Source organism: Salmonella sp. SAL04213 (assembly GCF_046550535.1).
Taxonomy (GTDB): domain Bacteria; phylum Pseudomonadota; class Gammaproteobacteria; order Enterobacterales; family Enterobacteriaceae; genus Salmonella; species Salmonella enterica.
The window spans coordinates 428,605-450,232 of sequence record NZ_JBGDXS010000001.1; the positions used below are offsets into that span (position 1 = coordinate 428,605).

Here is a 21,628-nt window from a genome sequence, read left to right on the forward strand (position 1 = left end):
CGATAGCGCACGCTTATCAGGCCATACCGTTAATAAATTACTTACCGCTTTTCACCTTCGTCCATGCGCGGGTGCGGACGCGATCAATCTTCGGCTCCTGCACTTTCAGGGTAAACAACTTGGCCCGCACATCCGCCGGCGGATAAATTCCCGGGTTATCGCGCACCTGCTGGCTGACCAGCGCCGTCGCCTCTTTATTCGCATTGGCGTAGAAAACGTGATCGGAAATATGAGCAATCACATCAGGGCGCAGCAGATAATTAAGGAACTGGTAGGCCTCGTCTTTATTTTTGGCGTCAGCCGGCATGGCAAACACATCAAAAAACGCCATTGCCCCCTCTTTGGGGATCGAGAAAGAGATATTGACGCCATTTTTCGCCTCTTTCGCCCGGTTAGCGGCCTGCCAGACATCGCCCGCCCAGCCGATGGCCACACAGGTATCGCCATTAGCCAGATCGTTAATGTATTGCGAGGAGTGGAAATAGCGAATGTTTGGCCGTAGCTTCAACAACAGATCGGTTGCCGGGCCGGTGTAGTCATCCGCTTTGCTGCTATTCGGATCTTTACCCAGATAGTTCAGCACGGTGGCAAAAATTTCTTCAGGCGCATCAAGGAAAGAGACGCCGCAGCTTTTTAGCTTCTCCAGATTTTCCGGCTTGAGGACTAAATCCCAGCTATTCACTGGCGCATCATCCCCCAGCACCGCTTTCACTTTATCAACGTTATAGCCAATGCCCGTCGTGGCCCACATATAGGGCATGGCGTATTTGTTGTCAGGATCGTGCTTCGCTACCAGTTTCAGCAGTTCAGGATCGAGGTTTTTCCAGCCGGGAAGTTTGCTTTTATCCAGCGGCTGAAAAACGCCCGCGGTGAGCTGGCGCTCAAGAAAACTGGCCGATGGCACCACCAGATCGAACCCGGTGCTGCCTGCCATTAACTTGCCTTCCAGCACTTCGTTAGAGTCAAAGACATCATAGATAACGTTAATCCCGGTCTCTTTTTCAAAGTTCGCCACCGTGTCCGGCGCGATATAATCTGACCAGTTATAAATGTGCAGCGTTTTTTGTTCGGCAGCGAGCGTGCCGACAGAGACGACCATCAGAGCACCCGCAACCAGACCCGATAGCCATTTTTTCTTTAAGGCGGTCATCATCGCTTTCCTTCTGAAATCCGTTAACAAATGAACCCATTAGGCGTGGTTTAAAACATGCCTGAAATGTGCATACCTTTTCATTTGATACAAATGAAGAAGAGAGGTCACCCTCCCTGCCATCAAGCTCGCTATAGAAGCTTCGCAAGAATAACTTTAGCTAAGGTTTGAGGCTATAGCCCAGATTAAAAAACGCCTTTTATCAATTTTTTATGCAGGTTTTGTCTATGTGATAAAGCGAAATGGTCAGAAAGGAGGTGAATAATTCTTTAAATAAAGGTTAACGGCAGCATAAAAAAACGTAAACAGCAGCCGCGCTGGCAGCGACTGCCTGATTATCGGGAGGGATCAGTGAAGAAAATGGTCAACCGCGCTGTTTTTTTGCGCGTCTTCTTCCGCGTTAAACAGAAGCTGATGCGCCCCGGCCTCAAGGATCACCATAGAAATCTGCTCTTCACTTTGGCGAACAAACCATTCGAACTGTTCGTAGGTGACGCCTTGCATAACGGATAAAGACTGGCACACAACCAGTTTTGGCAGATTATCATCCTGCATATCGAGAAAGGCTTTTACCGTCAACGAACTGGCGTTGATAGCAGAGAGATCGGCCGCCAGCGGCAGCAACGCGGAAGGCCTGACCTCCGCCATCGCGGAAAAAAGAACGGTGTTGTCCACCAAATCGATTTTAGCATCGTAGACGCCGTCAAAATTCTGCATATGCGGCAAATGCAGCGCCTGGCAGGTATCACATTCGAAGAAATTCATGCCCAGGTCGTCGAGCCATTGACGCAACGTATCCAGAGTGGGAACGACCAGTGATATCATAATAATGTGCTACCTCTTACGATGACGATGAAAAAATTACCGGCACAGCTTACGCAAAAAGCGTGCTTCGTACTACGGCGGAATCCATGATTGCGATTAGCCGCCGATTTTAAGGCAAAATTCAGGCGTAGCGTGACGTTCTATCCACTGAATCATTCGCCCCGCGATATCCACGCCCGTAGTCTTTTCGATACCTTCCAGTCCCGGCGAGGCATTCACCTCCATCACCAGCGGCCCGCGCGCGGCGCGTAAAATATCGACGCCCGCCACATCCAGCCCCAGCGTTTGTGCGGCTTTGATGGCGATATCCCGTTCACGGGGCGTGATCGTCGCGATGCTAGCCACCCCGCCGCGATGAAGATTGGAGCGAAAATCACCGGCTTTCGCGCACCGCTCAATCGCCGCCACAACCTCATTGCCGACGACCAGACAACGAATATCGCATCCTTTAGCTTCGGCAATGTATTCCTGAACCAGGATATGGGCATTGAGCCCCCGAAACGCATCAATAACGCTTTCAGCAGCCTGACGCGTCTCCGCCAATACCACGCCGATCCCTTGCGTGCCTTCTACCAGCTTCACGACCAGCGGCGCCCCGCCAACCATCTTAATAAGATCGCTGGTATCATCCGGCGAATGGGCGATCCCGGTAATGGGAAGATCGATCCCCTGGCGCGCCAGAAGTTGTAGCGATCGCAGCTTATCGCGCGCGCGGGTAATAGCGACGGATTCATTCAGCGGATAGCTACCCAGTAGCTCAAACTGACGTAGCGCAGCGGTACCATAAAAGGTAATGGCCGAACCAATACGGGGAATAACGGCGTCAAAATGGGGCAGACGACGCCCCTTGTAATGGATCGACGACGCAGCCGGATTAATATTCATATAGCAGGAAAGAGGATCGAGTATCTCGACCAGATGGCCGCGCCGCATCGCCGCTTCGCGCAGACGTTTGCAAGAATAGAGCGTTCCATCCCTGGACAATATGGCAATTTTCACCCTGCACCTCGCTGAAAACCCTGAAAAGCCCGCGTATCATACACTGGCCCGCAGGTTTTAGCGCGTCGCCCAGCCCTGTTTATGCAAATATTCAAGGATAAATGGGCGATTTTCTTTAATCAGGGTGCGACGGATATGATCGCTCCAGGTATCGCGTCGCGTATTACTGCCGCGGGTCAGATAATACTCAGCCAACTGCTCGTCATAGCGCGCCAGCAGCTTTTCATCAAGCGGTTGATACTGGTTCTCATGAACCACAAGCTCGGCAGGCAGGCGCGGTTTCAGATCCGGATTATCCGCAGGCCATCCCAAACACAGGCCAAAGAGCGGCAATACATGCTTCGGCAATTTTAATAGTTCGGTAACAGACTCAATATTGTTACGGATGCCGCCGATATATACGCCGCCTAACCCCAGTGATTCCGCCGCCGTCAGCGCATTTTGCCCCATCATCGCCGTATCGACGACACCGAGCAGCAGTTGTTCGGCAAGCCCCAACTGCGCGTCAGGACAGATCTGCAAATGACGATTAAAATCGGCGCAAAATACCCAGAACTCAGCGGCCTGCGCCACATGCTTTTGCCCGCCCGTCAGGGGCACTAACGCCTCACGCAGCGCCCGATCGGTAATACGGATAATAGAGCTGCACTGTAAAAAACTGGAACTGGACGTACTGCGCGCGGCGGCAATAATGGCCTCTCGCTGCGCGTCAGTCACGGGTTCATCGGTGAAATGGCGAATAGAACGATGGCCACAAAGAAGTTCAATGGTCGGACTCATTATGCTTTTCTCTATCTGAACGGGAAGAAATGTCGGGTGGACGTTTCATCAACTGCGGCGCCAGTAACTGCGCAATACGCCACATCATCGCCACCGCGGCGGGGAGGATCAACACGACGCCGAGGAAAACCATCAATACGCCAGCCAGCGGCGTATTGAACGGCGCGGGCAGCGTAAGGTAATGATTAAGCGATAGCAGAGCAAGCGCCAGCAAAATCATACCGAGGCATTCCAGTATCAGTATGCTTTTGGGTAACACGCCAATCGTGCGCATATCAAGCCTCCCGGTTAACTGACGCACAGTGTAGAACGTTCTGGTCCGGCGTGCTTAACAGATATAGCCCTGGGTTATCAAAGGAACAGGCGTAACCTGCTTTTCATCTGCCGTAAATCGCGGCATGATAATACCTGTTCGCCGTCTGGCTTTATGTTCGAGGAGAGATATGTTTACTGTTATTTTTGGCCGCCCAGGGTGCCCTTATTGCGTGCGTGCAAAAGAGTTGGCGGAAAAACTGAGCAAAGAACGCGACGATTTTAACTACCGCTATATTGATATCCATGCTGAAGGCATTACTAAAGCGGATTTGGAAAAAACCGTAGGTAAACCTGTAGAAACCGTACCGCAGATTTTTGTCGATCAAAAACATATCGGCGGCTGTACGGATTTTGAAGCATGGGCAAAAGAAAATCTGAATCTTTTCGCCTGATTGCTCTGGCAACGCCCTCTACCGGAGGGCGCTATCGGCGTTTTTTTCGCCGGTGGCTAAACAGGCTGCTAATAAACAAATAGCAGAGCGCGCCTAACGCACACCAGAATACGGCGCTAAATAACCACGCCAGTTCTTGCCAAAACGATCGGGTAGGCATAAATACCACGCGCATTAACACCAGGCAAAACGGCGCCGCCAGCATCGCCCCGATCAGCGGTCGGATCACCTCGCGTCGGTGAGAACAAAAACTGGCCACCGCACCAGGCAACGTAAAAAATAACAGTCCAATCTCAGGATGCCCTGCCGCGCGAAAAGCGCCTTGTACATGCATAGTTAATGAAAGACACACCACAATAAAGAGTACAAAGCAGCAGACAACGCTTGCCCACCCGTGTTTATGTTTCAATCGTTCCTCCTGACACTCTCTATCGAACACGCTTTCCGCCGTGAGGCATCCAGTCAGATAAAGTCATGTGGCATTCCATGCCAAAAACACACCTGCACGATTCTTATAGCCGTTAGTACGCAATAAGATTAAACTAGCAGGATATATTGTTGTGTTGTTTTTATTTGGATGCTGTATGCAATACGATTGCACCCTTAATTCATGATAAAAACAGTAGCGTAAATTACCATTTCTTTCAACAGCTTACTCGTAAACAAGAAGTTAGTCTCCGTGAATATAAACGTCGCAGATTTGTTAAATGGGAATTACATCCTGTTATTATTTGTGGTCCTGGCTCTTGGCCTGTGTCTTGGCAAGTTACGTCTGGGTTCAGTCCAACTTGGTAATTCCATTGGCGTTTTAGTGGTCTCTCTATTATTAGGGCAGCAACACTTCAGTATTAACACCGACGCGCTAAATCTGGGATTTATGCTGTTTATTTTTTGTGTCGGCGTCGAGGCTGGCCCCAACTTTTTTTCGATTTTTTTTCGCGACGGTAAAAACTATCTGATGCTTGCCCTGGTCATGGTCGGTAGCGCTCTGCTAATCGCCTTAGGCCTTGGTAAGCTATTCGGCTGGGATATAGGCCTGACGGCCGGTATGCTGGCCGGCTCAATGACATCCACGCCCGTGCTGGTTGGCGCAGGCGATACCCTGCGACATTCCGGCATCGCCAGCACCCAACTCTCCTCCGCTCTTGATAATCTGAGCCTGGGCTATGCCCTGACCTATCTGATTGGGTTGGTCAGTCTGATCGTGGGCGCGCGCTACTTGCCTAAACTGCAGCATCAGGATTTGCAAACCAGCGCCCAGCAAATTGCTCGCGAGCGCGGTCTGGATACCGATGCTAATCGCAAAGTTTATTTGCCGGTTATCCGCGCCTATCGGGTTGGTCCGGAACTGGTGGCCTGGACTGACGGCAAAAACCTGCGCGAGCTGGGTATTTACCGCCAGACAGGTTGCTATATCGAACGTATTCGTCGTAACGGTATTCTGGCGAACCCGGATGGCGATGCGGTGCTGCAAATGGGCGATGAGATTGCGCTGGTCGGCTATCCGGACGCGCACGCCAGGCTCGATCCCAGCTTCCGTAATGGTAAGGAAGTGTTTGATCGCGATCTGCTTGATATGCGCATCGTAACGGAAGAAATTGTGGTGAAAAACCACAATGCGGTCGGTCGCCGCCTCGCTCAGCTCAAGCTGACCGATCATGGCTGCTTCCTTAACCGCGTCATCCGCAGCCAGATCGAAATGCCTATCGACGATAACGTCGTGCTGAATAAAGGCGACGTGTTACAGGTGAGCGGCGACGCCAGACGCGTAAAAACCATCGCCGATCGCATTGGTTTTATTTCGATCCATAGCCAGGTGACGGACCTGCTCGCCTTCTGCGCTTTTTTTATCATCGGGTTAATGATCGGGATGATTACCTTCCAGTTCAGCAATTTTAGTTTCGGCATCGGCAACGCGGCCGGATTGCTGTTCGCCGGGATCATGCTCGGTTTCCTGCGCGCTAACCATCCTACCTTTGGTTATATTCCGCAGGGCGCGCTTAACATGGTGAAAGAATTCGGCTTGATGGTATTTATGGCAGGCGTTGGTTTAAGCGCCGGCAGCGGTATCAACAACGGTCTGGGCGCGGTCGGCGGACAAATGCTGATCGCCGGGCTTGTCGTCAGCCTGGTACCGGTGGTGATCTGCTTCTTGTTTGGCGCTTATGTGCTGCGCATGAACCGGGCGCTGCTGTTCGGCGCCATGATGGGCGCGCGTACCTGCGCCCCGGCGATGGAAATCATTAGCGATACGGCGCGCAGCAATATTCCAGCGCTGGGTTATGCGGGGACTTACGCCATCGCCAACGTCCTGCTAACGCTGGCGGGGACGCTTATTGTCATCATCTGGCCGGGGTTAGGATAAAACTGAAGTTTGCCTTTAAGTGAAAAAATTTTGCCAATAGGTCGAACTTTTCGTTAAAGCATCAGTCATACCTATTGCCACTGCTTTTCTTTGATGTCCCCATTTTGTGGAGCCCATCAACCCCGCCATTTCGGTTCAAGGTTGGTGGGTTTTTTGTTGCCTGACGCAGAGTGACACGACATTGACTCTCCGGCGATTCGCTTTACCATCTGTAAAATCGCTTCACGCGCCAGCGGCGTTCGATCCGTTACAAAATGCAGCGTCATCCCCTCGATAAACGCATCCAGCGCGCGGGCGGTCTGCGCGTCAAACCACTGCGCCAGCGTATTCTGGCTACGCTGCATCCAGTTTTGCATGACTATTTTTAACGCTGGCTTATCGCTGGCATAGGCATATAACTGATACATTAACGCCATATTATCCGGCGTCGTAACCTGCGAGCCGTAAATCATTTCCGTTATCGCCTGGCACGCCCCCTCCGCATCCGTCACCTGCGCAAAAAAGTCCTGGTATTGACGCGACATGTTCTCGGTGAAAAGCGTAAAAGCTTCACTCAATAACGCATCCATACCGGCAAAATAGTAGGTCATCGAGCCAAGCGGCACCTGAGCGATAGCGGCGATTTTCCGGTGCGTCACGGCATGAACGCCATAGGTCTTTACCGCTTCCAGTGTGGCCTGAATTATTTTTTCCCGTCGCTTAGGATCATTGGCGCGTCTTACGGCATTTTCTTTCATGATGAGTTCCACATCTCATTCAGGATGCAGGCGATAGTAGCCTGCCGCTTACGCTGAAAAAACAGACAGTAAAAACTGTCTGCACAACGAAGTATGACGACGATATGTACAAATGTACACAAGCTTGCTAATGTTTACCTCTCGCTTCTATTTTCTGGCCTGACGCTATGACCGTCCTCTCCTCACGTAACACCTTAAAACGCCGTACCTGGGCGCTGTTTATGTTCTTCTTTTTACCCGGACTGCTGATGGCCTCCTGGGCAACCCGAACGCCTGCTATTCGGGATATTCTTTCCGTCTCTACCGCGGAAATGGGGGCGGTCTTATTCGGGCTTTCTATCGGTTCAATGAGCGGTATTCTTTGTTCCGCCTGGCTGGTGAAACGATTTGGCACCCGGAAGGTTATTCGCACGACGATGACCTGCGCAGTAACCGGGATGGTTATTCTTAGCGTCGCGCTGTGGTGCGCCTCGCCGCTGATTTTTGCCCTTGGATTAGCCGTTTTCGGCGCCAGTTTTGGCGCCGCCGAAGTGGCGATTAATGTCGAAGGCGCGGCGGTCGAACGCGAGCTGAATAAAACCGTTCTGCCGATGATGCATGGTTTCTACAGTTTCGGCACGCTGGCGGGCGCTGGTGTCGGCATGGCGTTAACCGCATTAAGCGTCCCGGCTAACATCCATATCATCCTCGCGGCTGCCGTGGCGATCGCGCCCATTTTTATCGCCATTCGGGCGATCCCTGACGGTACGGGTAAAAACGCATCGGAAGATGCTCACCTTCAGGAAAAAGGATTACCTTTTTATCGGGACATCCAGCTTTTGCTTATTGGCGTGGTGGTGCTGGCAATGGCATTCGCCGAAGGCTCTGCGAATGACTGGCTGCCGCTACTGATGGTAGACGGACACGGTTTTAGCCCAACCTCCGGCTCTCTGATCTACGCCGGTTTCACGCTTGGTATGACCGTTGGCCGCTTTACCGGCGGCTGGTTTATTGACCGCTATAGCCGGGTGACGGTTGTTCGCGCCAGCGCGTTGATGGGAGCGCTGGGCATTGGCCTGATTATTTTTGTCGATAGCGACTGGGTCGCCGGCGTCTCGGTCATTCTTTGGGGCTTAGGCGCTTCGCTCGGCTTCCCGCTGACCATTTCCGCCGCCAGCGATACCGGTCCCGACGCGCCGACGCGCGTGAGCGTTGTCGCCACGACCGGCTATCTGGCGTTTTTGGTCGGGCCGCCGCTGTTGGGCTATCTGGGAGAGCATTATGGATTACGCAGCGCCATGATGGTTGTGCTGGCGCTGGTTATTCTGGCGGCGCTGGTGGCGAAGGCCGTCGCCAAACCTGTATCGACTCCGCAACCGGTGATGGAGCATAACGCATGAGTATCAAATTAATCGCCGTCGACATGGACGGCACTTTTCTGAGCGATCAAAAAACCTATAACCGTGACCGGTTTATGGCGCAGTACCAACAAATGAAGCGGCAAGGCATTCGCTTTGTCGTGGCCAGCGGCAACCAGTATTACCAGTTAATCTCCTTCTTTCCGGAAATTGCGCACGAAATCGCTTTTGTCGCGGAAAACGGCGGTTGGGTGGTCAGCGAAGGAGAGGATATTTTTAACGGCGAGCTGACAAAAGCCGACTTCCAGACGGTTGTCGAACACCTGCTCACACGCGCCGATGTGGAGATTATCGCCTGTGGAAAAAACAGCGCCTACACGCTGAAACGGTACAACGATGCGTTAAAAGCCGTTGCGGCAATGTATTATCATCGTCTGGAGTTTGTGGATAATTTTAATAATATCAACGATGTCTTTTTCAAATTCGGCCTTAATATTACCGATGAACGGATACCGGAAGTACAGGCGGCGCTGCACGACGCCATTGGCGATATCATGGTCCCTGTTCATACCGGCTATGGCAGTATTGATTTAATTATTCCCGGCGTGCATAAAGCCAACGGCCTGTGTCTGTTACAGCAGCGCTGGGGCATTCATGATAGTGAAGTGGTGGTATTCGGCGACGGCGGCAACGATATTGAGATGCTGCGTCAGGCCGGGTTTAGTTTTGCCATGTCGCACGCCAGCGAAGCGGTCGCGGCGGCGGCGAAATACCGCGCCGGATCGAACAACCAGGAAGGCGTGCTGGATATTATCGACAGCGTATTAAACAACGAGCCGCCGTTCAACGTCTAGCGGATGCCTCTCTATGCCTGATAACAGAAAGCTTATCAGGCGTAGCCGCTCTCTCAGACTGTTTGCAAATTCCCCGTCCGCTTATCTTTTAAGAAGACCAGCATCAGCAGTAGCCAAAGAATACCGTTTGCCAGATTAAACAGGCTAAATAGCCCATTGCCGCCGCTTAACCAGGCGTGTTTACTGACTTCAATGCCAACGGTAAAAATCAGCATTTGTAGCATTCCCATCGCCGCCGAGACCGTTCCTTTACTCATATCGCTGGAAAAGAGCGTCAGACGCACCAGTCCGGCATTCGCCAGCCCAATGCCAAAAGCGTATACGCTTAATCCCGCCGTCATCCATAAATAAGCATGGGATGAAACCACCGTCGCCGCCGCGGCGATGATCAGCCCCGCGACGATAGGCCAGCCGCCCATCACGATCAGCGAGCGAACCGTACGTCGGGAGGTTAAACGCGCCAACACCAGATTACCGGCAATGAGCGCGCCAAAAACGGGCACCTGCAGCAGACCATATTCATAGCTGCTGAGCTGTTCGCCGCTAATGATGATAATCGGCGACTGCGCAATCCAGGCCAACAGCGGCAGGCTGACAAATCCCAGCGCTAACGCCCCTGCGACGAACCGCCGGTTTTTTATCACCAGTCGATAATCCCGGCCCAGCGCCTTAAATGACAGCGTTTCGCCCCGCCGCGTGGCGGTCTCCGGCATTGCGCGCTGTAGCCCGAAAAAGGCGATAGCGGCCAGTGCGGCAAATAAAATAAACATCCCCTCCCACGGCAGAACATGCACCCATGCCGCCCCAACCAGTGGTCCCAGTAGCGGCGCGATTAACGCCACGTTCGCCATCAGCGCGGTAATTTTTATACACACCGCTTCCTCAAAGGATTCCTGAATCGCGGCATACCCTACAGCGCCGATAAAACACAGGCTAATCCCTTGCAAAAAACGCAGGAATGTAAATTGTTCGATGTTTTTCGCCAGTAACGTCGCCAGGCAGGTGACAATAAACCACACGACGCCCGCCAGCATCACGGGACGACGGCCAATCCGGTCAGACAACGGGCCAAGCAGCCATTGTAAGAACATACCGCCCGCCAGATAAGCAGTCATGGATGTCGGAACCCAGTCCAGGCCCGCCTGATACTGCTCAACCACCGCCAGCATACCCGGCTGGATCATGTCGTTGCCAATATAAGTAGAAAATTCGTACAGCACCAGACAGAGAGGAAAAAGTAGCGCCTGACGTCCCAGCCTGCCGCCTGATTGTAAACGATTCTGCATACCATCTCTTCGCCAATAAAAACCGCGCAGAGTGTAATGAAAGTCGGGGAACTGAGATAGCGAATTATGAGGCTGCAAGGGAAATAGCGCACATTTTTACAGAAAGCCACTTAGCGCTTGCATACTTTAAGGTTAATTTAAGTTTGCGCCGTTATCATCAACTTTATTTTATGCCATTGTCTTAAATCTCTTCATGTTGCCGCCAAATAAGACAATACTGCTTTTCCTCTCTGTTACGCTGCATTTATGCTCAGTTTGCACGGGGATGAGCTGGCTATCCCTTTTGATTTCATTGCTCCGAGCCTGGATGTTATGCTGGAAAACCTTAACAACTCGCTGTTTTATTTTATTAACGCCACGCCTGATTCCGCGCAGTGGACGATTTCGCTCGCTATCTTTATCGCCAAAGATGTCATCAACATCGTCCCGCTCTTAGCCGTGGTACTCTGGCTGTGGGGTCCCCGCGATCGGGTCTGCGCCCAGCGCCAGCTGATCGTTAAAATCGGCATCGCGCTGATTATCAGTCTGGCGGTCTCCTGGACAATGGGACACCTTTTCCCGCACGACCGTCCGTTTGTCGATCATATCGGCTATAACTTCCTGCATCATGCCGCCGATGACTCGTTCCCCAGCGATCACGGTACGGTGATTTTTACCTTTGCGCTGGCGTTTTTGTTCTGGCACCGCCTCTGGTCAGGCATCGTGATGATGGCGATAGCCATGACCATCGCCTGGTCGCGCGTCTATCTCGGCGTACACTGGCCGTTAGATATGATTGGCGCGCTGCTGGTAGCGATGCTTGGCTGCCTGAGCGCACAGCTGATCTGGCAATGGTACGGCGCGCCGCTCTACCAGGCGCTGCAACGTTGTTACCGTTTCTGTTTCGCATTGCCCATTCGAAAAGGCTGGGTACGTGACTAAATAGCGAAAAAAAGAGTAATATTAAGCGCTCTGTATGGTGCGGAGCGCTTATTTAACTCTCCAGGGGAACTATGGAAACGCGACGCGACGAGCGTATTGGTCAATTGCTGCAGGCCTTAAAACGCAGCGATAAACTTCATCTAAAAGAAGCCGCGACCCTGTTGGGCGTCTCTGAAATGACCATTCGTCGCGACCTGAACCATAAAAGCGCGCCTGTCGTGTTGCTGGGCGGCTATATCGTACTGGAGCCCCGCAGCGCCAGTCATTATCTGTTAAGCGATCAAAAATCTCGTCTGGTGGAAGAAAAACGCCGAGCCGCTCAGTTGGCTGCGGGCCTGGTACAAGCGCATCAGACAGTATTTATTGACTGCGGCACCACCACGCCGTGGATCATTGAAGCCATTGATAATGACCTTCCCTTTACGGCGGTGTGCTATTCACTTAATACCTTTCTGGCGCTGCAGGACAAACCCCATTGCCGCGCCATCCTGAGCGGCGGGGAGTTTCACGCCAGCAACGCCATTTTCAAGCCGCTTGATTTCCATGAAACGTTAAACAATATTTGTCCGGATATCGCGTTTTATTCCGCCGCCGGCGTTCATACCAGTAAAGGCGCTACCTGCTTTAATCTGGAAGAGCTGCCGGTAAAACATTGGGCAATGACAATGGCACAGAGCCATGTACTGGTGGTGGATCACAGTAAATTCGGCAAGGTACGTCCGGCGCGGATGGGGGAATTATCACGCTTTGATACGATTATCAGCGACCGCCGTCCCGATGAGGCCTTTGTGGCCTACGCTAAAGCGCAACAAATTACTCTGATGTATTAACCGCCCGTTGCCGGATGCGACGCGCACCCGGCAATGGGGTTATTTTACGAGAACCAACTGCCAAACCACTGATGGAGTTTCATCAGCACAAAATCCCACATCCGGCTGAAAAATCCCCCCTCCTCGACGTTTTCCATCACCATTAACGGGCGTTGCTCAATGGATTTTCCGTTAAGCTGGAAATCGATGGTGCCGACAACCTGCCCTTTCTTCAACGGCGCCGTGAGCTGTGGTTCGTTCAACGTAAAGCTGGCCTTCAGGTTTTTAAGCTGCCCACGCGGAATCGTCACAGACCCCGCATCGCCCGCCCCCAAATTGACCTCACGCTTATCGCCAAACCAGACCCGTTGCGTCACGAATGTCGCGTCAGGTTTAATCGGCGTGACCGTTTCAAAGAAGCGGAAACCCCAGGTCAGCAGTTTTTCTGACTCATTAAAACGAATACGGTCCGTTTTCGCCCCCAGCACGACAGAGATCAGGCGCATATCGCCCTGGGTGGCGGAGGCGACAAGGTTATATCCAGCCCCTGCCGTTGTCCCCGTTTTCATGCCGTCGACATGCAGATTGGTGCTCCACAACAGGCGGTTGCGGTTCGGTTGACGAATATTATTAAAAGTAAATTCTTTCTCTTTATGAATGGCGTATTCGTCAGGCACATCGTGAATCAAGGCCTTGCCGAGCAGCGCCATATCGCGAGCGGTACTGAACTGCCCTGGCGCATCAAGACCGTGTACCGTCTGGAAGGTTGTATTCGTTAATCCCAGTCGTTTCGCATAAGCGTTCATCAGGCCGATAAAGGACTCCTGGCTTCCGGCGACGTAGTCGGCAAGCGCGATACAGGCATCATTACCTGACTGAATGATGATGCCTTTATTAAGATCCGCAACCGACACCTGATCGCCTGGCTTCAGAAACATCACCGACGACCCACGTAGCGCCGGGTTCCCCGTCGCCCAGGCATCTTTGCCCACCGTTACCATATCGGTTAGCTTGATTTTCCCTGCCTTCAGCGCCTGGCCCACCACGTAGCTGGTCATAATTTTTGTCAAACTGGCAGGGTCGAGTTTCTCATCGGCGTTGCCTTCCGCCAGTACTTTACCGCTGGCGTAATCCATTAAGATCCAGGCTCGCGCATCAACGCCCGGCGGCGCGATCGTTTGTTCCTCTGCCTTTACAGGCGAAGCGAAAAGGAATAAGAGAACCGAACCTGCCGCGAGGCTACGAAGGGAAGAAGCGTATTGCGTCATAGTACCACCCGAGTATCCATTCCAAAAACACACGTCACACCACCGTGTAATAAGTGCGGTGAGTAATAACGCACTCACGACGTTAAAGAAACCGTAACTTGGTAAAGTTTTTAAAGTTTATGCAATAACATCCCGTTACGCTTCCTTCATAACGATTTTTTTACAGACCATTGTGTAAATGTTAGGTTTATCTCACGGTAGGCCGATTACTGTCATCATCCTGATAAAACGGAAGGGGTTAATATGATTACGCTGTGGGGCCGGAACAACTCGACTAATGTTAAAAAAGTGTTGTGGACGCTTGAAGAGCTGGAACTGCCATACGATCAAATTCTGGCAGGCGGAAAATTCGGCGTTAACCAAGATGCCGACTATCTGGCGATGAATCCTAATGGGCTGGTGCCGCTGCTTAAAGATGATGAAACCGACCTGTTATTGTGGGAATCCAATGCCATTGTCCGCTATCTGGCGGCGCAATACGGCCAGAACCGGCTATGGGTTGATAATCCGGCGCGGCGTGCGGAGGGCGAAAAATGGATGGACTGGGCGAATCAGACGTTAAGCCCGGCGCACCGCGTGATCCTGATGGGACTGGTCAGAACCCCGCCGGAAAAACGCGACCAGGCGGCAATTGAAGCCGGTATCGAAAAGTGTGACAGCCTGTTTGCGCTTCTTGATGATGCTCTGGCCCACCAGCCGTGGTTCTCCGGGGATAACTTTGGCACCGGCGATATCGCTATTGCGCCTTTCGTCTATAACCTGCTGAACGTAGGTCTGAAATGGACGCCGCGCCCGAATCTGCAACGCTGGTATCAGCAGCTTACCGAGCGCCCTGCTTTTCGCAAAGTGGTGATGATCCCGGTGACCTAACGCGTGGCTGCAGGACTTACCTTGAGTAACTGCCCGTCGGACTCATCGGTTAACACATATAAGTAGCCGTCAGGTCCGACACGCACATCCCGAATACGCTGCTTTCTGTCACCCAGAATACGGCCTTCTTCCGTCACCGTATTGCCATCGACGCGCATCACAATGACCTCTTTATCTTTTAGCGCGCCGATAAACAGTTTGTGCCGCCACGGCGCAAAAACGTCGCTGGCATAAAAAGCCATCCCGCTGATCGCCGGAGAATCCTTCCAGTAGTAAACCGGTTGCTCCGTTCCCTCGACAATTTCACCTTTGGCTTCCGGCACTTTCAGACCACTATAGTTGACGCCCCATGTGGCCAGCGGCCAGCCATAATTTTTGCCTTTTTCCGGGATGTTAATTTCATCGCCGCCGCGCGGACCGTGTTCATGCAGCCATAGCGCGCCGCTCCAGGGATTGATGGCCAGCCCCTGCGGATTACGAATACCGTAAGACCAGATTTCCGAACGCGCGCCCGCCTGATGCACAAACGGATTATCCGGCGGAATTTCGCCCTGTCCGGTCAGGCGCACCAGCTTACCCTGTAATTTATCCAAATCCTGCGCGGTAGCGCGCTGGTTATTTTCACCCAGGGCAATAAAAAGAAACCCTTGCGCATCGAATACCATACGTCCGCCGAAATGGTTGCCGGTAGACAGCTTAGGCATCTGGCGAAACACGGTACGAAAATGCTCCAGACGCTGAAGATCGTCGCTCAGCCGTCCAAAACCGACTGCCGTACCGGCGTTTCCTTCGCGGTCAGCTTCAGCATAGCTCAGCCAGACGCGGCGCGACTGGGCAAAGTCAGGCGCCAGCACGACGTCCAGCAAACCTCCCTGCCCGTTTGCCCACACTTTCGGTACGCCAGCCAGCGGATCGGAAAGTCCCTTCCCCGTCTGCCAGTGGCGCAGTTGTCCCCCTTTCAGGGTAATGAGCATCCCACGGTTATCCGGCAAAAAAGCCAGCGACCACGGGTGATCGAGTCGGGTTTGCAGCACCTCAACGTTCACCGACGCAAGATTGGCGTTCGCCCATGAAGAGAAAAGAGAGAATGAAACTATCGCGAGAAGTATTCGACGCATACCGCCTCCTTCAGGGCTCTGCGTTAAAGCGTAGTCAGCATCGCAAGAGGTCGGGTTTATTTTTACAAAACATTAAGCGGCGCGGTCCGGTAAAAAGGGGGAGTCGCCTCCCCCTTATTCAGACCTGTGTAAGCGGTGAATGTGCTTTCAGACTCTGAATACTCAGCGTCAAAGTTGTCAGACAGTTTTCAAGTTTATCTGCGTTGACGGCAATAAAGGTCGGACAATCATGGTGTCCGCTCATTAAACAAACGGCGGCTGCTGCAAGCGCGCCTTCGGCACGGCGCAGCGCGTTCCACTCTTCCTGATCGAGATGCAGTCCCTGCCGTAAAGCGTGATCGTGGAGCTCGCGATTCAGTTCAAAAAAATTGTCACGCAGAGTGTTACTTTCGCTGACTGACATATACCCCTTCGCTTTTCGCAATTGCAGATAAGCGGCAAGATCGATACGCGCGTTTATCAGCTTGTTGAGAAGATCGGTTCTCAGTCTGTCAACGACCATACCTTTTTTCCTCCTCTTTTCTACCAGGGTTCAACTTAATAGTATGGTCGTTTTTTAGACAAAGGGGTGTCAGAGATCAAGAATTTTCTTAGAATTGCCCTTTTTCACCTTTTGCTGATAACCACAACGGTTGATGCCGCCGCTCCCGATGAGATTGCGATACAATTTTTGTTCGGATATCTGTAGAATCCCTGCCCTGACCATTCCAATAAATGAACACTTTTTAAGCTATGAGTAATGTAACCCACCAGCCAAAGATCGGCTTCGTTTCCCTGGGCTGTCCGAAAAACCTCGTTGATTCGGAACGAATCCTGACTGAGCTGCGTACCGAAGGCTATGACGTTGTGCCACGCTATGACGATGCGGATATGGTTATCGTTAATACCTGTGGCTTTATTGACAGCGCTGTACAAGAGTCACTGGAAGCCATTGGCGAAGCGCTGAACGAAAACGGTAAGGTAATCGTCACCGGCTGCCTGGGCGCAAAAGAAGATCAGATCCGCGAAGTGCATCCGAAAGTACTGGAAATCACCGGGCCGCATAGCTATGAGCAAGTTCTGCAGCACGTACATCATTACGTACCGAAGCCGAAACACAATCCATTTTTAAGCCTCGTACCGGAACAGGGTGTAAAACTGACGCCGCGCCATTATGCGTATCTGAAAATTTCTGAAGGCTGTAATCACCGCTGCACGTTCTGCATCATCCCGTCGATGCGCGGGGATCTGGTCAGCCGTCCGATTGGCGACGTATTAAGCGAAGCGAAACGTCTGGTTGATGCCGGGGTCAAAGAGATTCTGGTGATTTCGCAAGATACCTCCGCCTACGGCGTAGATGTGAAGCACCGCACCGGATTCCATAATGGCGAACCGGTGAAAACCAGTATGGTGAGCCTGTGCGAGCAGTTATCAAAACTGGGCGTCTGGACACGTCTGCACTACGTCTACCCCTACCCACACGTTGATGATGTGATTCCGCTAATGGCGGAAGGCAAAATCCTGCCTTATCTGGACATTCCGCTGCAACATGCCAGCCCGCGGATTCTTAAACTGATGAAACGTCCCGGTTCCGTTGACCGCCAGCTGGCGCGCATTAAGCAGTGGCGCGAAATCTGCCCGGAACTGACCCTACGCTCCACCTTTATTGTCGGCTTCCCCGGCGAAACGGAAGAAGACTTCCAGATGCTGCTCGACTTCCTGAAAGAGGCGCGCCTCGATCGTGTAGGCTGCTTCAAGTACAGCCCGGTGGAAGGCGCAGGCGCGAATGACCTGCCGGATCAGGTGCCGGAAGAGGTGAAAGAAGAGCGCTGGAACCGCTTTATGCAACTGCAACAGCAAATCTCCGCTGAGCGCTTGCAGGAAAAAGTGGGCCGCGAAATTCTGGTGATCGTTGATGAGGTTGACGAAGAAGGCGCTATCGGGCGTAGCATGGCGGATGCGCCGGAAATTGACGGCGCGGTCTATTTGAACGGCGAAACCAACGTCAAGCCGGGCGATATCGTGCGCGTGAAAGTGGAAAACGCCGACGAATATGATTTGTGGGGCAGTCGGGTTTAACGCCACCTCCCCCGGCGCGGGTGCCGGATGTGTTATCCCGCCTGACGAGCCCGTTCCAGGCCCGCCAGGCGTCAACGCCACCGGGCTGGCTTACCCCTTAATCTTCGGGTCCAGCGCATCGCGCAACCCGTCGCCTAACAGGTTAAACGCCAGCACAGTCAGGAAAATCGCCACCGCCGGGAAGAGCGCTACGTGCGGCGCGATGACCATATCCGCCCGCGCTTCATTGAGCATCGCTCCCCACTCCGGCGTTGGCGGCTGCGCGCCTAATCCGAGAAATGACAGGCTTGCCGCGGAAATAATTGACGTACCGATACGCATCGTAAAGAAAACCACAATTGACGAGACCGTTCCCGGCAATATATGGCTAAACAAAATCGTCGTATCGCTGGCGCCGATACTGCGGGCAGACTCAATAAACGTCTGCTGTTTTAAGACCAGGGTATTTCCGCGCACCAGACGTGCAAACGCCGGAATAGAGAAAATCGCCACCGCAACGATCACATTAGCAATACCGCTGCCTAACACCGCCACAACGGCAATCGCCAGCAAAATGCCGGGGAAGGCGAACAGCACATCGCAAATGCGCATAATGAAACGATCCCACCAGCCTTCATAATATCCCGCCAGCAATCCCAACACCGTGCCGATTATCGCGCCGATAAATACCGCGAACACGCCCGCCGCCAGTGAGATCTGCGCCCCAACGAGAACCCGGCTAAAGATGTCTCTTCCCAGCGAGTCAACGCCAAACCAGTGCTGCAAAGAGGGGCCATTGTTCAGGCTATCGTAGTCAAAATAGTTTTCCGCATCGTAGGGCGTCAGCCAACGGGCAAAAATCGCCACCAGAATTAACGCCAGTACGAATCCCCCGGCGACCAACGCGACATGCTGGCGGCGAAAACGACGCCAGAACTCCCGCCACGGCGTGCGTATCTGGTCGGGTTTTACCACCGGCATAGCATGTAAAATCGCCTGACGGCGCCAGTTAAATAATCGCATCCTTACTTATACCTGATAGCCGGATTAATGGCGGCATAGAGGACATCCACCACTAAGTTGATAAGAATAAATTCCAGAGAAAACAGCAGCACTTCCGCCTGAATCACGGGGTAGTCGCGCATGTCGACCGAGTCGACCAGTAATCGCCCAAGCCCCGGCCAGTTAAACACTTTTTCGACGACGATCGATCCGCCAAGCAGAAAGCCAAATTGCAGTCCCATCATGGTGACGACCGGGATCATCGCATTGCGCAGGCCATGTTTTAACACCACCCACGTTTCACTGACGCCTTTCGCCCGCGCGGTCCTCATGTAATCCTCGCTCAGGACATCGACAAACGAGGAGCGCGTAAAACGCGCCATGACGGATGCCACCGCCGCGCCAAGCGTCAGGGAGGGTAAAATATAATGTTGCCAGCTATCCGCCCCCACGGTCGGTAGCCAGCCCAGATCCACGGAAAAAATCTGCATTAACAACATTCCCAGCGCAAAAGCCGGGAAAGAAATGCCGGTCACGGCAAGCGTCATTCCTACCCGGTCAGGCCAGCGATTACGCCACACGGCGGCGGCGATGCCGATCGCCATGCCAAACAGCACCGCCCATATCATACTGGTTATCGTCAGCCACAGCGTCGGCAAAAAGCGGCTGGCGATCTCCTCAGAAACCGGGCGGCGGGAAACCATTGACGTCCCGAAATCGCCTTGTAAAACATGGGTGATGTAACGCCAAAACTGGACATGAAGCGGCTGATCAAGCCCCAGCTGCTGACGAACCAGTGCGATCACCTGCGCGTCGGCTTCCGGTCCGGCTATCAGCCGCGCCGGGTCGCCGGGCAACAAATGAACAAATAAAAACACCAGCACTGCCACAATCAACAGCGTAGGAATTAATCCCAGCAGGCGCTTGAGAACATAGTTAAGCATCACACGAACCTTTTACCGGATGGCGGACAACGCGCGCGCCATCCAGCCCCATCGCATTACTTACTTCAAATCCGCATCGTCAAAGCTGAAACCGGTATCCGGCATAATCCAGAAACCGGTCAAATTTTTACTGTGCGCAGAAACCAATTTCTCCACCACCAACGGTATCCAGGGCGACTCTTTCCAGATAATATCCTGCGCCTCTTTGTACAATCGTGTTTTCTCCTGCGGATCGTTGGTTTTTAAGGCCGCCGCCAAATCGCTGTCGACCTGCTTGTTGCTGTAAAAAGCGGTATTAAACTGCGTCGGCGGCCAGTTTTGTGATGCGAAGAGCGGCGATAACGCCCAGTCAGCTTCGCCCGTCGACGCCGACCAGCCGGTATAGAACATTCGCACGCCGCTCTCTTTTTGCCCTTTGCCCTCAACTTCCGCGGCGCGCTGGCCGGCGTCCATCGCGGTTATCCGGGCTTTAATGCCAATCTGCGCCAGTTGCTGTTGGGTAAACTGCAACACTTTTTGCGCGGTGCTATGGTTATGCGATGACCACAGCGTGGTACTGAAACCGTCTGGATACCCCGCCTCTTTCAACAGTTCGCGCGCTTTAGCCGGATCATAGGGCCACGGCTGATAGCTTTGCGCATAGGCTATCGACGGCGGCACCACGCCCGTCGCCGGCGTGGCGTATCCGGCAAACGCCACTTTAACCAGCGCCTGACGATTGATAGCGTAATTCAACGCCTCACGCACCTTAGGATTATCAAACGGCTTCTGCGTCACATTCATACTGATATAACGCTGCATAATGGACGGGCTGGCGACCAGTTCGAGGTTTTTATTTTTCGCCAGTAACGCGGCCTGCTCATAAGGGATAGGAAAAGCAAATTGCGCTTCGCCGGTTTGCAGCATCGCCGCGCGGGTATTGTTGTCAGTAACCGGACGCCAGGTAATAGAATCCAGCTTGGGTAAGCCCTGCTGCCAGTAACCGGCGAACTTTTTCACTTTGACAAAGTCGGTCTGATTCCAGGTTTCAAGCTGGTATGGACCGGTACCGACCGGATGAAAACCAATATCCTTGCCATATTTTTCCAGCGCTTGCGGCGAGATCATCGCCGTCGCCGGGTGCGCCAGAATATTAATGAAAGCGGAGAACGGCTGTTTCAGGGTAATTTTTACCGTTGCCGGATCGACAACCTCCGTTTTTGCGATATTTTTATACAGGTTATAACGCTTGAGGTGGTTATCCGGATTGCTGGCGCGATCGAGATTCGCTTTCACCGCCGCCGCATCAAAATCCGCGCCGTCCTGAAATTTCACCCCCTGTCGTAGGGTAATGGTGTAGGTCAGACCGTCATCAGAAACGGTGTAGCCCTCCGCCAGGACGTTTTTTACCTTCATGTCTTTATCCAGGCCAAACAGACCTTGATAAAATGACTTCGCCACCGCCTGCGAGAGCGTATCGTTGGCGTCATACGGATCGAGCGTGGTGAAATTAGACCCTACCGCCACCACCACATCTTTGGCCGCCAGGGCCGGAAAAGCCGCAATGGATGAGGCCAGTCCCAGCGCCGCCAGCCATTTATGCGTAATAAATTGCGTCATGTTATTCTCCTGAAACCCTG

The 21,628-nt window shown here is 52.9% G+C and carries 22 protein-coding genes; 8 read left to right on the plus strand and 14 right to left on the minus strand.

The features are described from left to right. Positions 1-37 precede the first annotated feature (37 nt). From potF to ACLJPQ_RS02145, 5 genes are all read right to left on the minus strand, one after another. Positions 38-1,150: a spermidine/putrescine ABC transporter substrate-binding protein PotF gene (potF, locus tag ACLJPQ_RS02125; RefSeq protein WP_000125769.1), complete on the minus strand. Its 1,113-nt coding sequence runs from the start codon at positions 1,148-1,150 to the stop codon at positions 38-40. A gap of 348 nt (positions 1,151-1,498) precedes the next feature. Then, positions 1,499-1,975 (minus strand): YbjN domain-containing protein, encoded by a 477-nt coding sequence (locus tag ACLJPQ_RS02130; protein ID WP_000624813.1) that lies wholly within the window; start codon positions 1,973-1,975, stop codon positions 1,499-1,501. Between the two features lie 96 nt (positions 1,976-2,071). Further along, complete coding sequence (gene rimK, locus ACLJPQ_RS02135) at positions 2,072-2,974, minus strand: 30S ribosomal protein S6--L-glutamate ligase (RefSeq protein ID WP_000684361.1); 903 nt, start codon at positions 2,972-2,974, stop codon at positions 2,072-2,074. Positions 2,975-3,031: 57 nt separating this feature from the next. Continuing rightward, positions 3,032-3,754 carry a nitroreductase NfsA gene (nfsA, locus tag ACLJPQ_RS02140; RefSeq protein WP_000075300.1) on the minus strand — a complete coding sequence of 241 codons (723 nt, stop codon included), beginning with the start codon at positions 3,752-3,754 and terminating at the stop codon, positions 3,032-3,034. Then, entirely contained in the window at positions 3,738-4,028 is a 291-nt protein-coding gene (locus ACLJPQ_RS02145; protein WP_001259128.1) for a YbjC family protein, read from the minus strand. Before ACLJPQ_RS02145 ends, nfsA begins: the two co-directional genes overlap by 17 nt. A gap of 169 nt (positions 4,029-4,197) precedes the next feature. Here ACLJPQ_RS02145 and ACLJPQ_RS02150 point away from each other — a divergent pair, with 169 nt between their 5' ends. Beyond that, positions 4,198-4,461, plus strand: coding sequence for a GrxA family glutaredoxin (locus ACLJPQ_RS02150; protein WP_000495513.1), 264 nt, complete (start codon positions 4,198-4,200; stop codon positions 4,459-4,461). A 31-nt stretch (positions 4,462-4,492) separates the two neighbouring features. Here the strand turns inward: ACLJPQ_RS02150 and ACLJPQ_RS02155 are convergent, their stop codons facing one another. Further along, positions 4,493-4,870 (minus strand): inner membrane protein YbjM, encoded by a 378-nt coding sequence (locus ACLJPQ_RS02155; protein ID WP_000680850.1) that lies wholly within the window; start codon positions 4,868-4,870, stop codon positions 4,493-4,495. Positions 4,871-5,140: 270 nt separating this feature from the next. Between ACLJPQ_RS02155 and ACLJPQ_RS02160 the strand changes: the two genes are divergently transcribed. Next, positions 5,141-6,826: an aspartate:alanine antiporter gene (locus ACLJPQ_RS02160; protein ID WP_001024852.1), complete on the plus strand. Its 1,686-nt coding sequence runs from the start codon at positions 5,141-5,143 to the stop codon at positions 6,824-6,826. A 116-nt stretch (positions 6,827-6,942) separates the two neighbouring features. Here ACLJPQ_RS02160 and ACLJPQ_RS02165 read toward each other — a convergent pair whose 3' ends face one another. After that, on the minus strand, positions 6,943-7,563 hold the full coding sequence (locus ACLJPQ_RS02165) for a TetR/AcrR family transcriptional regulator (RefSeq protein WP_000661873.1): 621 nt from the start codon (positions 7,561-7,563) through the stop codon (positions 6,943-6,945). Between the two features lie 167 nt (positions 7,564-7,730). Here ACLJPQ_RS02165 and ACLJPQ_RS02170 point away from each other — a divergent pair, with 167 nt between their 5' ends. Together ACLJPQ_RS02170 and ACLJPQ_RS02175 are read left to right on the plus strand one after the other, a co-directional pair. Continuing rightward, entirely contained in the window at positions 7,731-8,942 is a 1,212-nt protein-coding gene (locus ACLJPQ_RS02170) for an MFS transporter (RefSeq protein ID WP_023138444.1), read from the plus strand. Continuing rightward, positions 8,939-9,754, plus strand: a complete 816-nt coding sequence (locus ACLJPQ_RS02175) for a Cof-type HAD-IIB family hydrolase (protein ID WP_080185109.1) — start codon at positions 8,939-8,941, stop codon at positions 9,752-9,754. Before ACLJPQ_RS02170 ends, ACLJPQ_RS02175 begins: the two co-directional genes overlap by 4 nt. A gap of 53 nt (positions 9,755-9,807) precedes the next feature. On the opposite strand, the gene ACLJPQ_RS02180 is transcribed toward ACLJPQ_RS02175, so the two are convergent. Beyond that, positions 9,808-11,040, minus strand: coding sequence for an MFS transporter (locus ACLJPQ_RS02180; protein ID WP_001181284.1), 1,233 nt, complete (start codon positions 11,038-11,040; stop codon positions 9,808-9,810). A 312-nt stretch (positions 11,041-11,352) separates the two neighbouring features. Between ACLJPQ_RS02180 and ybjG the strand changes: the two genes are divergently transcribed. After that, positions 11,353-11,961: an undecaprenyl-diphosphate phosphatase gene (gene ybjG / locus ACLJPQ_RS02185; protein WP_023181381.1), complete on the plus strand. Its 609-nt coding sequence runs from the start codon at positions 11,353-11,355 to the stop codon at positions 11,959-11,961. 71 nt (positions 11,962-12,032) lie between these two features. Then, positions 12,033-12,791, plus strand: a complete 759-nt coding sequence (deoR, locus tag ACLJPQ_RS02190) for a DNA-binding transcriptional repressor DeoR (RefSeq protein WP_000450106.1) — start codon at positions 12,033-12,035, stop codon at positions 12,789-12,791. Positions 12,792-12,835: 44 nt separating this feature from the next. On the opposite strand, the gene dacC is transcribed toward deoR, so the two are convergent. Continuing rightward, positions 12,836-14,038 carry a serine-type D-Ala-D-Ala carboxypeptidase gene (gene dacC, locus ACLJPQ_RS02195; RefSeq protein WP_000195712.1) on the minus strand — a complete coding sequence of 401 codons (1,203 nt, stop codon included), beginning with the start codon at positions 14,036-14,038 and terminating at the stop codon, positions 12,836-12,838. Between the two features lie 243 nt (positions 14,039-14,281). Here dacC and ACLJPQ_RS02200 point away from each other — a divergent pair, with 243 nt between their 5' ends. Beyond that, a complete protein-coding gene (locus tag ACLJPQ_RS02200; RefSeq protein WP_000631908.1) occupies positions 14,282-14,908 on the plus strand; it encodes a glutathione S-transferase family protein in 627 nt (208 codons plus the stop codon). On the opposite strand, the gene ACLJPQ_RS02205 is transcribed toward ACLJPQ_RS02200, so the two are convergent. Both ACLJPQ_RS02205 and bssR read right to left on the minus strand, forming a co-directional pair. After that, complete coding sequence (locus ACLJPQ_RS02205) at positions 14,905-16,026, minus strand: PQQ-dependent sugar dehydrogenase (protein WP_080185108.1); 1,122 nt, start codon at positions 16,024-16,026, stop codon at positions 14,905-14,907. The two genes, ACLJPQ_RS02200 and ACLJPQ_RS02205, sit on opposite strands and share 4 nt — an antisense overlap. Before the next feature lie 118 nt (positions 16,027-16,144). Beyond that, entirely contained in the window at positions 16,145-16,528 is a 384-nt protein-coding gene (gene bssR / locus ACLJPQ_RS02210) for a biofilm formation regulator BssR (protein WP_080185107.1), read from the minus strand. Between the two features lie 230 nt (positions 16,529-16,758). Here bssR and rimO point away from each other — a divergent pair, with 230 nt between their 5' ends. Continuing rightward, entirely contained in the window at positions 16,759-18,084 is a 1,326-nt protein-coding gene (gene rimO, locus ACLJPQ_RS02215) for a 30S ribosomal protein S12 methylthiotransferase RimO (protein ID WP_000073314.1), read from the plus strand. A 90-nt stretch (positions 18,085-18,174) separates the two neighbouring features. Here the strand turns inward: rimO and gsiD are convergent, their stop codons facing one another. Genes gsiD through gsiB form a run of 3 tightly spaced genes read right to left on the minus strand, consistent with a single transcriptional unit; the run spans position 18,175 to position 21,608 of the window. Next, on the minus strand, positions 18,175-19,086 hold the full coding sequence (gene gsiD / locus ACLJPQ_RS02220; RefSeq protein ID WP_001236024.1) for a glutathione ABC transporter permease GsiD: 912 nt from the start codon (positions 19,084-19,086) through the stop codon (positions 18,175-18,177). 2 nt (positions 19,087-19,088) lie between these two features. Beyond that, entirely contained in the window at positions 19,089-20,009 is a 921-nt protein-coding gene (gene gsiC, locus ACLJPQ_RS02225) for a glutathione ABC transporter permease GsiC (protein ID WP_000936069.1), read from the minus strand. Between the two features lie 60 nt (positions 20,010-20,069). Beyond that, positions 20,070-21,608, minus strand: a complete 1,539-nt coding sequence (gene gsiB, locus ACLJPQ_RS02230) for a glutathione ABC transporter substrate-binding protein GsiB (protein ID WP_000191427.1) — start codon at positions 21,606-21,608, stop codon at positions 20,070-20,072. Between the last annotated feature and the right edge of the window lie 20 nt (positions 21,609-21,628).

Coding starts and splice junctions, on each gene's coding strand:
- ACLJPQ_RS02170 (WP_023138444.1), top strand. CDS start 7,731: ATGACCGTCCTCTCCTCACGTAACACCTTAAAACGCCGTACCTGGGCG.
- ACLJPQ_RS02130 (WP_000624813.1), bottom strand. CDS start 1,975: ATGATATCACTGGTCGTTCCCACTCTGGATACGTTGCGTCAATGGCTC.
- ACLJPQ_RS02205 (WP_080185108.1), bottom strand. CDS start 16,026: ATGCGTCGAATACTTCTCGCGATAGTTTCATTCTCTCTTTTCTCTTCA.
- ACLJPQ_RS02165 (WP_000661873.1), bottom strand. CDS start 7,563: ATGAAAGAAAATGCCGTAAGACGCGCCAATGATCCTAAGCGACGGGAA.
- gsiB (WP_000191427.1), bottom strand. CDS start 21,608: ATGACGCAATTTATTACGCATAAATGGCTGGCGGCGCTGGGACTGGCC.
- deoR (WP_000450106.1), top strand. CDS start 12,033: ATGGAAACGCGACGCGACGAGCGTATTGGTCAATTGCTGCAGGCCTTA.
- potF (WP_000125769.1), bottom strand. CDS start 1,150: ATGACCGCCTTAAAGAAAAAATGGCTATCGGGTCTGGTTGCGGGTGCT.
- gsiC (WP_000936069.1), bottom strand. CDS start 20,009: ATGCTTAACTATGTTCTCAAGCGCCTGCTGGGATTAATTCCTACGCTG.
- nfsA (WP_000075300.1), bottom strand. CDS start 3,754: ATGAGTCCGACCATTGAACTTCTTTGTGGCCATCGTTCTATTCGCCAT.
- ACLJPQ_RS02150 (WP_000495513.1), top strand. CDS start 4,198: ATGTTTACTGTTATTTTTGGCCGCCCAGGGTGCCCTTATTGCGTGCGT.
- ACLJPQ_RS02200 (WP_000631908.1), top strand. CDS start 14,282: ATGATTACGCTGTGGGGCCGGAACAACTCGACTAATGTTAAAAAAGTG.
- ybjG (WP_023181381.1), top strand. CDS start 11,353: ATGCTGGAAAACCTTAACAACTCGCTGTTTTATTTTATTAACGCCACG.
- ACLJPQ_RS02175 (WP_080185109.1), top strand. CDS start 8,939: ATGAGTATCAAATTAATCGCCGTCGACATGGACGGCACTTTTCTGAGC.
- dacC (WP_000195712.1), bottom strand. CDS start 14,038: ATGACGCAATACGCTTCTTCCCTTCGTAGCCTCGCGGCAGGTTCGGTT.
- ACLJPQ_RS02180 (WP_001181284.1), bottom strand. CDS start 11,040: ATGCAGAATCGTTTACAATCAGGCGGCAGGCTGGGACGTCAGGCGCTA.
- gsiD (WP_001236024.1), bottom strand. CDS start 19,086: ATGCGATTATTTAACTGGCGCCGTCAGGCGATTTTACATGCTATGCCG.
- ACLJPQ_RS02145 (WP_001259128.1), bottom strand. CDS start 4,028: ATGCGCACGATTGGCGTGTTACCCAAAAGCATACTGATACTGGAATGC.
- rimO (WP_000073314.1), top strand. CDS start 16,759: ATGAGTAATGTAACCCACCAGCCAAAGATCGGCTTCGTTTCCCTGGGC.
- bssR (WP_080185107.1), bottom strand. CDS start 16,528: ATGGTCGTTGACAGACTGAGAACCGATCTTCTCAACAAGCTGATAAAC.